This window comes from Aquimarina mycalae, from assembly GCF_029906345.1.
Classification (GTDB): Bacteria; Bacteroidota; Bacteroidia; order Flavobacteriales; family Flavobacteriaceae; genus Aquimarina.
The window spans coordinates 1-14,743 of sequence record NZ_JARYGY010000003.1 but is presented as its reverse complement, the minus strand read 5'-3'; the positions used below and the strand labels follow the sequence as shown (position 1 = coordinate 14,743).

The 14,743-nt window shown below is 32.9% G+C and carries 12 protein-coding genes and 1 pseudogene; 5 read left to right on the top strand and 8 right to left on the bottom strand.

Annotated features, from left to right (window positions below; all coding sequences use genetic code 11):
• Positions 1 to 7: 7 nt before the first annotated feature.
• The 7 genes from QBK95_RS07840 to QBK95_RS07810 form a co-directional block, all read right to left on the bottom strand.
• Positions 8 to 1,138, bottom strand: coding sequence for a nucleotidyltransferase domain-containing protein (locus tag QBK95_RS07840; protein WP_280932333.1), 1,131 nt, complete (start codon positions 1,136 to 1,138; stop codon positions 8 to 10).
• Between the two features lie 37 nt (positions 1,139 to 1,175).
• Positions 1,176 to 2,831 (bottom strand): ABC transporter ATP-binding protein, encoded by a 1,656-nt coding sequence (locus QBK95_RS07835; protein ID WP_280932331.1) that lies wholly within the window; start codon positions 2,829 to 2,831, stop codon positions 1,176 to 1,178.
• Positions 2,828 to 3,535, bottom strand: coding sequence for a glycosyltransferase family 2 protein (locus tag QBK95_RS07830; RefSeq protein ID WP_280932328.1), 708 nt, complete (start codon positions 3,533 to 3,535; stop codon positions 2,828 to 2,830). Before QBK95_RS07830 ends, QBK95_RS07835 begins: the two co-directional genes overlap by 4 nt.
• 10 nt (positions 3,536 to 3,545) lie before the next feature.
• The gene (locus QBK95_RS07825; protein WP_280932326.1) at positions 3,546 to 4,280 is read right to left on the bottom strand and encodes a glycosyltransferase family 2 protein; all 735 of its coding nucleotides are present in this window, start codon (positions 4,278 to 4,280) and stop codon (positions 3,546 to 3,548) included.
• Positions 4,267 to 5,325 (bottom strand): phosphoenolpyruvate carboxykinase (ATP), encoded by a 1,059-nt coding sequence (locus QBK95_RS07820; RefSeq protein ID WP_280932323.1) that lies wholly within the window; start codon positions 5,323 to 5,325, stop codon positions 4,267 to 4,269. The genes QBK95_RS07825 and QBK95_RS07820 overlap by 14 nt, the downstream gene beginning before the upstream one ends.
• Positions 5,325 to 5,756, bottom strand: a complete 432-nt coding sequence (locus QBK95_RS07815; protein WP_280932322.1) for a PqqD family protein — start codon at positions 5,754 to 5,756, stop codon at positions 5,325 to 5,327. Before QBK95_RS07815 ends, QBK95_RS07820 begins: the two co-directional genes overlap by 1 nt.
• 229 nt (positions 5,757 to 5,985) lie before the next feature.
• Positions 5,986 to 9,045 carry a GEVED domain-containing protein gene (locus QBK95_RS07810; protein ID WP_280932320.1) on the bottom strand — a complete coding sequence of 1,020 codons (3,060 nt, stop codon included), beginning with the start codon at positions 9,043 to 9,045 and terminating at the stop codon, positions 5,986 to 5,988.
• 248 nt (positions 9,046 to 9,293) lie between these two features.
• On the opposite strand from QBK95_RS07810, the gene QBK95_RS07805 reads away from it, so the two are divergent.
• The 5 genes from QBK95_RS07805 (at position 9,294) to QBK95_RS07785 (ending at position 12,973) form a co-directional block, all read left to right on the top strand.
• A complete protein-coding gene (locus QBK95_RS07805; RefSeq protein ID WP_280932318.1) occupies positions 9,294 to 9,617 on the top strand; it encodes an ArsR/SmtB family transcription factor in 324 nt (107 codons plus the stop codon).
• A 110-nt stretch (positions 9,618 to 9,727) separates the two neighbouring features.
• Positions 9,728 to 10,654 (top strand): phosphatase PAP2 family protein, encoded by a 927-nt coding sequence (locus QBK95_RS07800; protein WP_280932316.1) that lies wholly within the window; start codon positions 9,728 to 9,730, stop codon positions 10,652 to 10,654.
• Between the two features lie 100 nt (positions 10,655 to 10,754).
• Complete coding sequence (locus tag QBK95_RS07795) at positions 10,755 to 11,072, top strand: hypothetical protein (protein ID WP_280932313.1); 318 nt, start codon at positions 10,755 to 10,757, stop codon at positions 11,070 to 11,072.
• A 46-nt stretch (positions 11,073 to 11,118) separates the two neighbouring features.
• The gene (locus QBK95_RS07790) at positions 11,119 to 11,997 is read left to right on the top strand and encodes a helix-turn-helix domain-containing protein (protein ID WP_280932311.1); all 879 of its coding nucleotides are present in this window, start codon (positions 11,119 to 11,121) and stop codon (positions 11,995 to 11,997) included.
• A 97-nt stretch (positions 11,998 to 12,094) separates the two neighbouring features.
• Positions 12,095 to 12,973: a nuclear transport factor 2 family protein gene (locus QBK95_RS07785; RefSeq protein WP_280932310.1), complete on the top strand. Its 879-nt coding sequence runs from the start codon at positions 12,095 to 12,097 to the stop codon at positions 12,971 to 12,973.
• A gap of 1,188 nt (positions 12,974 to 14,161) precedes the next feature.
• On the opposite strand, the pseudogene QBK95_RS07780 reads toward QBK95_RS07785, so the two are convergent.
• Positions 14,162 to 14,599: pseudogene (locus QBK95_RS07780) on the bottom strand (DUF998 domain-containing protein); the annotation flags it as partial.
• Positions 14,600 to 14,743 lie beyond the last annotated feature (144 nt).

Here is a 14,743-nt window from a genome sequence, read left to right as displayed (position 1 = left end):
ATTAATCCTAATCTTTAGAAGTTGTTATTCTCCATAAAGCCTTACCAATATATAACGGAATATGCGCAATAGATGGGAGCCACCATTTTGTTTTTAGGTATGTCAAAAAGCTAAACGGAAAATAATATGAATTACTTGTACTTGCTCTGGAATAATAGAACCACTGCGTTTGTATTCTGTGTATAATTCCTTGTAGTGCTTTATTTTTCGAAATAAATTCTATTTCTTCAATACGACTATGCGGTATTTGCTGAAGCTTGTCTATTACTTCTTTAGGGATGGTGGTAATGAAATGTCTTTTTAAATATACTAAAGAGGTTACTAGTGCTACAGAAAGTTTATTTTCTTTTGCCAACGTAATGAATCGTTCCCAATCTATAGTACCTTTATCTAAAATCATTTTGGCATCAACAATCCATCGAATAGGAGATAGGTCATTATGTCGAACTCCATGGATGATCGTATGAAAAAGATGATCTGTAGCGCAAGTAGTCAATACTTTTAAGCCTTGAAATTCAAATAATTCTGCTTGATCCCAATACGTCTTTTGATACTCTTTATTTAGATTCTCTGCTATTAAACTTAGATGAAGGTCTATTTCAAATCCATCTTTATTTTTAAAACCTTTGGCATGTTCCCAAGAAAAGGTTTCTTTCAAAATTGGAAAAACTGCATGAAATCCATTCCGTTCTAAAATTTCTATGGTTTTCGTTTTATGGGTATGAGATACCATAATATCTATATCATTAAGAGGTCTCGTTGCTAGATTATTGTAATAATTCAATGCTAACGGAGTTCCTTTAAGTATTAAAACGGGGATATCGGCATCCATCAATTCTTTAATAATAACTTCAGATTTTTGGAATAACTGATGCGAATAGGCCCAATAATATCTATAGACTCCCTTACATCTTTCTAAGGTAGTATCCGACTTAACTCCCATATCTGTAAGATTACGATATACTAAAGGATATAAGCGATAAGAACCATTATCAGTATTTTCAAAATCAACTTTGGAACACCATTGTTCCCAAGCTTCAATTGCGCTTTTATCCTTACTTAATGCAGCTTTAAGTAGTAATGTCTGATCTTTGTTAGGCCAGGATTTCACTTTGGATATTAACGTATCTATGGTCATTATTTATAATTAATAAGGTAATAGTCTTTTTTGATATCTACTTAATTCTATCCGTCTTTCCAGATTCTAATTGATATACTTCATCTGCAATATTATGTATTAGTTTATGATGGCTAATTAATAAAATAGCGGGAGCAAATGATAAATTTTTCAACTGCTCCAGAAGTAATGAAATACTGGTATCATCCAGGTGATTTGTTGGTTCATCAAGAATCAAAACAGCAGGTTCATTGATAATAGCGCGTGCTAATACGATACGTTGTTGTTGTCCTCCTGATAATAAAATACCGTTATCACCAATTTGCGTTTCGTACGCATTGGGTAAAGATTCTATAAAAGATGATATTCCTGCATATTTAGCCACTTCTTTTACTTTTTGAAGATCTGTATTAGCATGCCCATAAATAATATTTTCATAAATACTTCCTGAAAACAATATAGGTTGTTGTTGAACCACTCCAATCTGTTTACGAAAATATTGGATGTCCATATTATCATAAGACACTCCATCCACAATAATAGTACCTTGATCAGGTCGATAATATCCTTGCAAAAGTGATATAATGGTACTTTTACCAGAACCATTTTTACCATATAAGGCAATACATTTTCCTGCAACTAACTGGAGTTGTACTCCTTGTAAAACTTGTTTATTATCATAAGAGAAATAAATATTGCTCATATGTATATTTCCCTTAATTTCGACTTTTTGTTTTCCCGTATATATAGCTTTAGGAGATGATAGAAACTCATGAAGTGTTTTAAGGCTCTCTTTACCTTCTACAATATCAGGTAAGGATGATGAAAAAACTCCCATATGTGATCGTAACAATCCAATAACAAGGTAAAACGAAAGTAGTTCGCCAACACTTAGTACATTAGATGTAACCATATTAGCACCTATAAAAATTAAGAACACTCCTAATATGATCATTACATTTTCTTGTGCAAATCTAAATAAGGTGTTAGTTTTTACCATATTCACACTACTTATAAAAACGTTTTCTATTTTTCTTTTTTGTTTTGTGGATTCATAGGATTCAGTTGCTTGATTATGAATTAAATCTGTCTTATGACTTATAAACATAATCCCTCTATAAAACTCATCAAAGGTTTTATGAAAAACGTTCGAAATTAGCTTTGATTTATTAGCTAATACTTTGTGCATTAAAAAAATGAGTACTAAACCACTAAACGCATATACAAAAAGAGTAGGGCTGATATATAATAAAGACGCAATAAGTATTAAGGATACAATTGTTGATGGTATTAATGTACCGAACAAGGCGTTAAGCATACGATCCTGTCGTTCTGTTTCTATACCTAATAGTACGTGAAGCTTTTCTGGAGAAAGTTGTGTATACAGTTTTCTTGGTAGTGATAAATATGTATCAATTAGTTGAATGCGAAGTTTTTTAATATGTTTCTTTACTAATTCCAAAACTTTCCAACGAATATATATAGCAATAGAACTACTAACAACGAATAAGGATATTATACTCAAACCATACCACACAATTTGTTTAGTATTTTGATTGGGAATAGCGTTATCAAAGGTTTCTTTAATAAAGTATGCAATAGGTATCAGTAGCAGTGCCTGAATAACAGAAATCATTATAGACAATAGAATGATAATGCTACCTTTTTTATAAAAATTGCGGATATAAGGAAAGAAAGAGAACAACTGGCTCATTTGGTATTGGCTTTTCTTTGTCTGGCCAGACGTTCTTTAATGATTTCCATATAATTACGTTGTGCGGCAGGTTGATCAGAACTCATATTGCTTTTATGAATTCTTCTTAGTGCTAATATATCTGTATGTACTGATTGTTTTAGATTTAAATCTTTAGCTCTGGAATACCATTCAATAAAATCTCCAAATTTATAAGCTTCATTAAATAGGCCTACTTGAAAAAATGAAGTTTTCTTAATTAACATAGCGATAGAAGTATAGCCAGGAAGTACTTTGGATTGTTCTGGAATAAAAAAACGTTGTTCAGACTCTTTAATTTTTGGGCAAAGAAATTGCTCAATATGGCAAAAGACCATATCTAAACTTGGATCAGCCTGAAACAATTCCATTTGTAAGGATATTTTTTTAGGTAACCATAAATCATCGGCATCTACAGAGGCTATAAATGCTCCTTTAGCGGCAGTAAACCCTGTATTCATTGCTGAAGAAAGTCCTTTGTTTTCCTGATATATATAAGTTGCATCAAACTGTTTTACAATATTAGATGTATCATCTTCTGATCCATCATCAACTACAATTATTTCTATATTAGGATACTCTTGATTACATACACTAACCAAAGTTTCCTCTATATAATTACTGGCATTAAATGCTGGTATAATTACACTGACAAGAGGAAGGGAAATGTTATTATTATATTCCATTGATAAGGTTTTAGTTAGCAAAGAAATTACTAGCAATATCTAGTTCTTTTAATTGAGATAATAAATTATCTAAAGGGTTTTGAGTAATTTCTTTATTATCTCGTCGTCTTTGTAATGAATGCCTAATAGCTCGTAAAAAAAATTGATTTGTTTTTGCACGATCATTGGTTATATTATTTTCATGACGTCGAAACTTTAATACGGGATTAGGGTCAATAACACATAAATAGCCAGCTTCCATGATCCGTAAAAACCAATCGATATCTTCTCCAAAATCAAGTGCGGTATCAAAACCACCCACTTTTGTAAATACTTCTCGTATTACCAATATTGTACCTAACGATAGCACAAATTGTGGTTCAGTTATCGGTATACCGTCTATATTGATTGCGGTGCTAAGTCCTAAAACAAAAGAACTGGATGGTGATTGTGCTAATAATGCTATTTGATTTTTTAATTTATCATCACACCATAGATCATCTGCATCCAAAAACGCTATTAAGTCACCATTAGCTGCTTCTAATCCAGTATTTCTTGCGGCAGAAACTCCTTTGTTTTGTTGACGAATTAAGGTAACAGGAAGTGATTTACATATAGTAGCTGTTAAATCACTAGATCCATCATCCACTACGATAATTTCAATATTGTCATATTGTTGTTGTAAAATACTATGTACAGTATCGCTTATAAAATCTTCTGCATTATAAGCAGGAATAATTACGGATATTAATTTAGTATACGACATGATGCTGGTCTATTATTTCCTTTATACTTTTAGATATTTCATCTAAGTTTTGTCCTATATTCAGAGCATAGCAAGGTAAATCTGATATGGTTTTTGTTAATATTTTCAATCCTTCAGCATTGCTCCCTGATGATTGGTACATCGTACTAGCTGCCAATCCTATTAATAATTTCATAGGTTTTATGGATGAAATCGTAGTATGTTTTTGAGTAGTCACTTGTGGTAATATAGCACTAGTAAGCTGTAAGGAAGATTTTATCTTTGATCTATGTGTTCTATTAAAAAAAAATAGCCCTTTTTCTTCTTTAGCACTTAATGGATTATCTAATAAAGGTAATAAGTGTGGTAGTTTGGTCTGTACATGTTCATAATCTAATTTTCCGGTATTATATAAACTATATACTTTAGGGCTTGATACATTCTCTAATATCAAATAATCGTCTGATATATAATAAAGACCATCACTCCATAAACTTGATATAGCGGTAGTAGATTTGCCTTGCCCACCTTTTCCTACGATCAGAACTCCGCCATCATGATTGCCAATGGCAGCTGCATGTGTCAACAACATTCCTTGTGAGGCCAACCACCAATCAAATAAGGTATGCATGGGTGCGCCTCTTTCATAATAGGGCAGTGCTTCAACATCTGGATACCAATAAAAAGCATGTTTAGATATAGGATCAAATAAACACATAAACCCAAGACCCGTTGGTACATATATGAATCTAGGTTTATGGATATCACTATAGCGCATATTATATCCAATACCCTTATCTAGTTTAGTGAAATCACCTTTAAAAGAAGGTGATTTTGGTAAAGGAATGCCACTGGATTTATAATCCCAAATACTAACAGTTAAATCCGTTTGATTACCGATTGCTTCATCAAGATGAGCTAATGCAGGTAACAGTTTACTTGCTAAGCGCGAATTCGCAAACCTGAGGTTTACGTTTTTACCAGCAACAGAAATACTATGTTGGATAGTTTCAGTAGCAGCCTTAGAGAAAGTATCTTGTAATAAATTAAAATACTCAGCTAACATTATTTTGTAGTATCCTTTTGTTCTTTTTTATTAGGCCATCCCATATTTTCAACTTCATGAACTGGATCCATAAGTAATAGCTTCTCCATATCTGTATATGTAGTAATTTCTGGAGTAGTGTAAGTTTTATATGCACTAACATCGACGTTAATCACTGGTTTCTTAACTTCACTAGTCATAATCAATCCATCAGCTAAGAATTGAGTTGAAATTGTATTCAAATCTTTAAGAACCAAATCGTTTGAGATAGCAAAATGTTTTGATATTATTTCTGATGCTTCTTCTATGGTATATCCATTAGATAACGTTTGCCATGCAATTGCTCCAGTATTCATAGCACTATAATATTTACCGCTTTCCATATTAAGAATAATTATTTCGTCATCCATAATATCGGCAATTACCATTGGAGTATTAATTAAATATCGCATAAAGTTAGATGTTTAAGAGTGAAGGCTTTATTTAGTTAAAATATGTATTCATGATCTTAGATAGTCATATCATATGCAAGTAAAGATAATTATATTTAACATATCACAAAAGATGTACTGTATACAATAACAATACAAGTTTGAAACCATATATGTTTCATTAAAAAGTAAAAGGCTGTCCATTTTAATTAGACAGCCTTTTTTTATTTGTTAGCTATTTGATAATGAATCACTTCTCGATCATAAACCTTTTGGTAATAGCTAATCCTTCAGGAGTAGTGAATCTTGCAAAATATATTCCTGATGCAAATTGAGACACATCTACAGAAAGAGAATCTACTTTTGGATTGATCGTTTTAACGATGGCTCCACTAGTAGAAATCATAATAATTTCATCATATTCTCCATCCTGAATTTCTATATTTAATATAGAATTTGCAGGACTTGGATATAATACAATGTTTTTATCAGCTGTTCTGGTAAAGGATACTACGGCAGCCGAATCATCTATAGTTTCCGGACTATCTGGAGTAGTAGTTGCTCTTGCATTATCACCAGTAATAATAATTTGATCAAAATACACCTGATCATTATTTACACTAGCATCACAACGAATACGGAATCGATTATTTGCATTAAAATTATAGGTTCCAGCGTCCAATACGATGGTATCTGTAAAGAAAGAACCATTGTTAAAATCAGTACCTGTTACATATTGACCAATTACCTGATAAGTGGATCCATTAAAAAATTCAACAAAGTAATCTTCTCCATTTTCCATAGCATTCGCAAAGGTGTGGAATTCTATAGATACCTGTGTATTTCCTGTTAAATCAAGTGTTGGTGATACCGCATTAGAAGAAGAACTATTGTCACGAAGTCTAATGGAATAATTACCTTCAAAAGCACGAGCACTATTATTGATACGTGCACAATCGCTTCCTCCATCTATCCAACCTTGTAAACCTGTTTCAAAAAAGTAAGCTGCAATTTCTCCGGATGGTCCGCCACCGCCAGTTCCAAGATTTACTGTATAATCTTCAACTTCTCCATACGTAAAGGTTTCGCAAGAAGTTGGGATGTCATTATATTTCATAGACACTCTCATTCGAACCGCAGTTTCTGAAGTTCCCGTAGGAACAGTAAATGAACCACTATTATTGGTATTGGTAGAAGGTGATTTAGACCAAACTAATTCACCAGCATCTTCAAAATCACCATTGTTATTATAGTCAATCCAAACGGCATATCCTTCTGCATACACTGTTCCAGTCCAAGTTGGAGTTACACTTATAGTATAGGTTTGACCTTCATTTAGATCAGTAGCACTTGATGTGAAATCAGAATAAAACTGTGCACCAGAATTATTATTGATGGTATTTAACTGCACATTACTAATAAACTCGTCATTTACATTGGTACTTGCAGAATCACAATAGGTGTTGCTTCCTGCATCCAGTGTTGTGAATGATACCGTAGCAGCGCCTGAAACATTTCCGGCAGCATCTTCGGCAGTTACTGATGCAGTATATGATGTTAAAGGAGAAAGTCCCGTAACATCAAAGCTAGTGGTTGTAGCAGAACCTACTGATGTGCCTCCAATTGAGATATTATAACGTGCCACAGCTACATTATCTGTAGAAGCAGTCCAATTCAATGTCGCTCCTGAAGCTGTAATAGCATTGGCAACTAAATTTGTAGGATCTGTAGGAGCTTCAGTATCAGGAGTACCTGCTTCTATTTGGAATTTACCAACAACACCTTTTCTACCACTATTAATATATTCATTAATAAACCAAAAAGAAGCATCGTCTGATGGATCCACATCGATCTTACTATAATCTCCATATCTAGTACTGGTTGTAAAATTTCCATTACCATTGGCGATCAAACCTTCTGCACTGGTCATTGTTCCTAATGGATCAGAACTTAATCTACCTGTAAAATATGAACTTACTCGAACTGTTGATGGAGTAGTGGGACCAGACATAGATGTATATCCCATTCCTATATTACCTTGACCATCCATAGCAAGACTTGCATTCCATGCATGTCTACCGTCTGGTGCGGTATATGTTCCTTCTTGGTATAATGACCAAGGCTGATTATCTCCGCTTTGTCTAAATTCATACCAACGTACTCCCGCAAGCTCTCCAGAACTGGCATCAGTATCTACAACAAAATTAAATATCGCAGAGTTATGGGTAGCAAATTTTCTAAATTGAGCTTGATTCATGATCGTAGCTTGTAACGCATCAATAGAAGAACCTCCATTAGGCTGTGCCAAATTAGAAAAGCTTCCTCCGTCAAACACACTAATAAATGGTGTTGTATTGATTTGCTGTGGACTAGATACTGTAGAACTTCCTGGATTACTCCAGTTTACATCGGCAGTCCAAACCTTAATATGATCCACAGATACTCCGCTCCAAGCGTTATCTTGTAAATATACTATAGTAGCACCTCCAGGAGCAGGTAAATTACCATTCGTAACATTTAATGCTTGCGGACTAAAAAATCCACTGGTTACAATTCCTGGAAGGTTAAAACCAATAATCTGAGCATTAGGATCTCCTGCTAACATAGCATCTCTTTCTAAGGCCCATAATTTATTAGTACCACCCGTATTTTCCGTAATATAATATCCATCACTCCATACCGATAGTTTTTGATAATCCTGAATTCCGGAAATATTATACACAAACCATCCAGCAGTTAATGGATTAGGTCCATCAGAAACTGCAACCTGAGCACCAGATCCTAAGAATGAAAGCACCCATCGATCGGCTGCGTTATCATAAGATACAGTAAGGTCACAACAACCACCAGAAGGGAAAATCGCTGGGTTAGGAGAGGTTTGTCCTAATAATTGATTCCCCGATTTATCATAAATCATAAATCCAGTATTGTAAACCACCATCACATGATTAGGACCAACGGCCAATGAAGGATCCGTTGGATTGGAACCCGAACTGTAACTGTCAAAAACTAAACTAGCTGGAGCTCGTTGTACACTTTGTTCTTTTTGATGTTTATTTTTTGCAAAATAATCATCTTTAGCTTGAGGGTCTTTACCCGATTTAATTTGATTGCCTAAGGATCTCTTATCTTTAATTTCTTTTACTGAATTATCAGAAGGAAGAAGATCATTTGGCCTTGATGTCATAGAAGAAACATACTCTACAGAGGATACTTTTCCATGGAAAAAAGCTTTAGTTTTACCTTGTTGCGCCTGAGTCATACATGTGACGACAAGGAATGCTGTTAGAAATACAAGTTTTAATTTCATTTGTGTTAATTTAAGAGGTTAATCTCCCTAAATTTAGCACAAATTGATCCATAAATTCCCTATTATTTTATCTTTTTTTCAATTGAATGGAAAGACCATATCGGTGATATGTCTTAACCATTTTATTTGGCTTTTTTGACGAATTTGAATAAAAATTAGAACAAATTGTATGTGTACATTTGGCAAATTAATAGATCTAAAAAGAGAGTTCTCTAATAAGCTGTATATTTGTTATAAATCAGTAGTGCATGAGAATTAGGGCTGAAATATCCAGTAAATATATAAATGAAGAAGATCATAAAATTGCTACCATAGCCAACGCACTAGCGCATCCACTTCGAGTAGCACTTGTTCGATATTTGAGCACCAAAAATTCTGGAGAAGGAGTGGATAATGTTACCTGTAATAAAGACCTAGTGGATATGTTTGATTATTCTCAGTCTACTATTTCTCAACATGTGAAGATTCTAAAGGATTCTGGACTTTTTATTACAGAAAGTAAGGATAAATTCACGTATTATTATGTAAACAAGGAGTTATTAAAGGAGTTTGGTGCTTCGTTTAATATATAGTTCACTTTTCTATTCATAGTAGTTTCATATTTTATTGTTAAACATTTTGTGAGGTATGTGTATTATTTTAAATTCGTATATCGCTTATAAACGATTTAATACATAAAACCATGAAAAATAACAACTTATATTTTAGAAGAGGATCTGTTTACACTAACAGTATATATATACTATCCTTTATATTACTACTTAATGTGCTCGTAGTTTCTGCTCAAACAATACATCCGCTAGAAGCCGCGCAACAACATTATGCTACTTTACAAAAACTAAATAGCAAGCCCAATTCTAAAAGAGCAGCTTTGGATGATATTATATTTCCGCCAGAAAAATACAGTAGTGGATCTCTTATCTATACTATGGTTACACCAGCATATCTAACGCCTGCACAGGTAACAAAACTAAAGAACAGTATACAATATCCTGCCAATAGCTCAGATCAAACCAAAGCTGAGTTAGAATTTTTGTTGTCGTGGCAAAACAAAAGAACCAAATCTCAAGAAGATCGATCATTACATGTATTAGCTCCAATAGGGTATTGGCCTCATGCTGATGTTCTAAAAAACCATCCACGACATCAACAAAACCTAGACTATTTATTTTATGAAGGACGTACAGTACTAGGAAACACAACCACTGCAGAAAATTATCCAGCAACTGCCAAATTATTAAAAGGGATTACTAAAGATATGAGGTTAATGGAATTTACTGTCAAATATCATTTATTAAGACCAAGACCATATCATTTAGAGCCTACATTAGAACCATTAGCCAGAATTTCGTCACCATCTTTTGCGAGCGGTCACACCTTATGGACATATATACAAGCTTTTGCTTGGAGTGAACTCATACCAGAAAAAAGAAAGGAATTTTTGGCGATTGCCTATGAAGTAGGAGAATCCAGAGAAATCATGGGAATTCATTACCCAAGTGATGAAGAAGGAGCAAGGGTGTTGGCACATCGAATGCTTACCGCAATGTCTGATAATCCTATATTTATAAAAGATCTGGAAGCGGCAAAGGGCGAATGGCGTAAATAGTACTCATTAAAAGATATTTAGCTTTGATTATCTACCTTTATATGTTATAGTGCTTATAGAATTTTGTTTATTTTTAATATCATAAACAAAACCATATCCAATGGATCCATCTAGAATTTATGAAGGTCTCATCATTGCCGTTGTTGGCGCTGTGGCACTTATTGGTATAAATTATTTGATAAAAAGATATAAAGAACGAAGGGATACTCATAAAATAGAAGCCTGGTTGACAGAAGCAACTACGAATAAGGATAGCCAGAAACAGTGGAGAAGTACCAGAGCCATTGCAAGTCATAACAATCTTACTGAAGAAAGAGTTCATGCCATTTGTAGTGCTTCAAAAAAGATTGTCTTAAGTACAAGTGTCAAAAATGAAGACAAAGCTATGTGGGGAATTAAACGTATCGTTAGACCCTAAATAATTATATTGTAATATTCTCATATACACCTTATCGATCGTATCCATGCTAGAAGAAATACCTAATATTGCTTTTAAATCAAATCATATCGCGCATTATGGTTTGGAGATTATTACGATCGAAAATTTGCTTACAAGAAAGGATATTATAGATCATGATATAGAAAAAGCACATCAGTTAGAGTTTAACCTGTTAGTATACTATACCAAAGGAAAAAGTAAACATTTAATAGATTTTGTGTGGCACGAAGTACAAGAAAACACCTTAATTCATGTATCAAAGGGACAAATTAATGCTTTTAAATTTACTGAAAACCTTAGCGGTTTTATCATATTGTTTACAGAAGATTTCCTAACAGCGCAGTTAAATAAACTATCTAATAATGAAATCATACGTTTATTTAATTCACATTTGTTTTCTCCTAGGATTCAGATACCAAGCACTTCGAATGTGATAACCTATATACATCTTCTTTATAAAGAATATACCCAGGAAACTAAAGAGGTTAATACACTGAAAGTGTGTGATGCTTTATATGGTATTATCTTTTCAAAATTAGAACAACTGAAACAGTATCAAACATTTCATATACAACATACAGACAAATTAGAAACCTTTTTGGCGTTTAAGAACTTAGTCGCAAGTGATTTTACACATAGCAGGAATGCTGATTATTATGCTTCAAAATTAAACATCACCTATAAACACTTAAATGTAATTTGTAAAGAAATTGTTGATACTACTGCTAAAAATTTTATCGACGCATTTATCATTTTAGAAGCCAAAAGAAAACTCATAAATTCTACTGTTAAAAGTAATGAATTGGCTTTTCAGTTAGGGTTTAATGAACCTACAAACTTTGTAAAGTACTTCAAGAAATTTACAGGATTAACCCCAAATTCATTTAAAAAACTACACAAATAAACATTCTGGTTCTATATTAACCATTTTTTAGAATTGTTTCACCTTTTTCAAACACCCTATGGATCATAGTTTTGTGGTATCAATAATTAATCACACTATGAAACACACATTAATAGTAAGCGCATGTATCCTAATGATAATATCATGCAAAACAGAACACAAAGAAAAAGTAGAAATTAATACCGAAACAACTAAACCTATGGAAATATCAAACAAAGAAAAAGCAGTTGCATTATTAACTAGTTTAGAAACAGGAGATCAAAACGCAATAGGATATATCAATCCAAACAAATATATACAACATAATCTGGCAATAGGAGATGGGTTAGAAGGATTTGGAGCAGTTATGCAACACGCTCCAGAAGGAGGTTTTAAAGCAAATGTAGTACGATCATTTACGGATGGTGCATATACATTTACACATACTATATATGATTTTTTTGGCCCAAAAATAGGATTTGATGTTTTTAGATATGAAGACGGAAAGATTGTAGAACATTGGGATAATTTAATCGATGTAAAACCTGTAAATCCAAGTGGAAACTCACAAACTGATGGACCAACCACGGTTACTGACCTCGATAAAACAGATGCTAATAAAGAATTGGTTCAGGATTTTGTTACTACCATTTTACTAAAAGGAGAAATGGATAAAATACAAAACTACATCGAAGGAGATAACTATATACAACACAATCCAGATATCGCTAATGGTTTATCAGGTTTGGGCAAAGCATTAGAAGCGATGGCAAAACAAGGAATCGCTATGGTATATACCAAAGTGCATAAGGTATTAGGAGAAGGAAATTTTGTACTTACTATCAGTGAAGGAACATTAGGAGATCAACATACATCATTTTATGACTTGTTTAGAGTTGAAAACGGAAAAATTGTGGAACATTGGGATGTTGTAGAAACAATTATGCCAGAAGCTGATAGAAAGAATACTAATGGAAAGTTCAACTTTTCTGAATAAACGATATGTATTGATAACCCCAAACATCATATTGTACTAATTGCAAAACCTCATACGACAAGTATGAGGTTTTTTTGTGATCGATTTGAAAAACTATAATAGTTTAACGTTATAGAGTTTATTATTGAAATTTATTACGTAAAATCCTAATCGCTGAGAATCGCGTATTTGAAAATTTCTGGAGGATAGTACGAAATATGAGATTTATGAAAACTATAAAAATGAATCAATAATTGTATCTAGACAGTAGTTTTGATTGAATTTATAAGATTTAAAATTAATTACGGAAATATCAGTATAAGGGAAGTAGTAAAATATTCTATTTTACATAATATAAATTATAGTACAAATATGGTTATATGAGTAAAACGGCGAATAGAACTTTTTCTGTTCTATTTTACATAGATGCAGATATAGCGCCTTTAGGTCTATATCGTCAGTATTTATGTAACAGCCGTTTTACGACCTGAGTTTCTTTAATATTCGTAAGCTATAATGTAATACTATGTAAAATATCCCAGGATAATTATATTTCATTAGTTTATGCTGAGCCTTTCGAAGTACCAAAAAAGCAAACACTTTTAGGTAGCTTATAAATCGCGTATTTGATCAATCATACGTAAAAAAAGTTTTTATGCGATTTTTCGCAAGGTTTATATTGTTTTAGATGAGCTCAAGATTGCTATCGCAGTTCTCGTGACGTTGCCGCATAAGCATACGGCATAATTTTGAAGGTTAATAATCTTTAAAATTGTGAGCGAGCCTTTATAGCATTGGCAAAACGAGATAATTTCTATACACATGCTGTATACAGAGCTTTAATTTAGCCTTTTTAAAATGATGCTTATCTTTTTTTCTTGATATAAAAAGAAATCGACTTTAGGAGATTCACGAACTCCAATAAAATATCAACGTGTGAGCTAAACCAAAAATCAAGACTGCATAAAACTTTGGAAACAATTAACGGTTCGTTACGCTATATTTTAGGAAACATTATAACTACCAAGATTACTAAAGAAAATGCTTTAAAATGAAGGAAAACCAATCATAACAGTAACTAAACCCCTAAAATATGGTCGCTCCACTCACCTATTGTTTTAGCCAAAGTTTTATGAGGTCGTTTAAGTTTTTTAGTTTAACCACGATTAGTTAAATAAAGCTCAATCATACACAAAATATATACTAGTGTTAAATCTTTTTTTGAAATTTGTCTTGCCAAGATTTCCATGCAAAAACACCAACCCAAAGCCATAAATTTCCAACAAATATTCGTTGATACATGCCTGTGCCTGATCTATCTTCTAATGAAATAATCATCATTGCCATTGCAAATATGCCTATAATTGTAGTGGCTATTGAATACCAAGTATGCCCTCGATTTTGGTTGAAGCTTCTAAGATGATACGACCAAAAAGGAATAGAAAATAGCAGAGCAAATAGACCAATTATACTCCAACTATCATGTAATTTCTGTTCAATCGTTGCTAGTTCTTCGGGAGGTGAACATCCAACATCACAGGAATATATACCAGCTAGGAATATACCAATAGAACCAATTAAACTTAATGCTAGAGCCACGAAACCACTTTTGGGACGATCTGAAACAGTAATTGTATTAAATCGACTAAGAAAAAATAGAGCTGTGAGTGGAGATTCCTATGAATTTGACCCATCCATTCCTGTTTAAATTGCGCATAGTAAAACAGGTTCTAAAAAGAGCGGTTTTGTGATTATAAAAGTATAAAAAATATTATTGTTTTTTTCTTTTTC

Coding starts and splice junctions, on each gene's coding strand:
- QBK95_RS07790 (WP_280932311.1), top strand. CDS start 11,119: ATGCTAGAAGAAATACCTAATATTGCTTTTAAATCAAATCATATCGCG.
- QBK95_RS07795 (WP_280932313.1), top strand. CDS start 10,755: ATGGATCCATCTAGAATTTATGAAGGTCTCATCATTGCCGTTGTTGGC.
- QBK95_RS07820 (WP_280932323.1), bottom strand. CDS start 5,325: ATGTTAGCTGAGTATTTTAATTTATTACAAGATACTTTCTCTAAGGCT.
- QBK95_RS07815 (WP_280932322.1), bottom strand. CDS start 5,756: ATGCGATATTTAATTAATACTCCAATGGTAATTGCCGATATTATGGAT.
- QBK95_RS07830 (WP_280932328.1), bottom strand. CDS start 3,535: ATGGAATATAATAATAACATTTCCCTTCCTCTTGTCAGTGTAATTATA.
- QBK95_RS07785 (WP_280932310.1), top strand. CDS start 12,095: ATGAAACACACATTAATAGTAAGCGCATGTATCCTAATGATAATATCA.
- QBK95_RS07805 (WP_280932318.1), top strand. CDS start 9,294: ATGAGAATTAGGGCTGAAATATCCAGTAAATATATAAATGAAGAAGAT.
- QBK95_RS07835 (WP_280932331.1), bottom strand. CDS start 2,831: ATGAGCCAGTTGTTCTCTTTCTTTCCTTATATCCGCAATTTTTATAAA.
- QBK95_RS07800 (WP_280932316.1), top strand. CDS start 9,728: ATGAAAAATAACAACTTATATTTTAGAAGAGGATCTGTTTACACTAAC.
- QBK95_RS07810 (WP_280932320.1), bottom strand. CDS start 9,045: ATGAAATTAAAACTTGTATTTCTAACAGCATTCCTTGTCGTCACATGT.
- QBK95_RS07825 (WP_280932326.1), bottom strand. CDS start 4,280: ATGTCGTATACTAAATTAATATCCGTAATTATTCCTGCTTATAATGCA.
- QBK95_RS07840 (WP_280932333.1), bottom strand. CDS start 1,138: ATGACCATAGATACGTTAATATCCAAAGTGAAATCCTGGCCTAACAAA.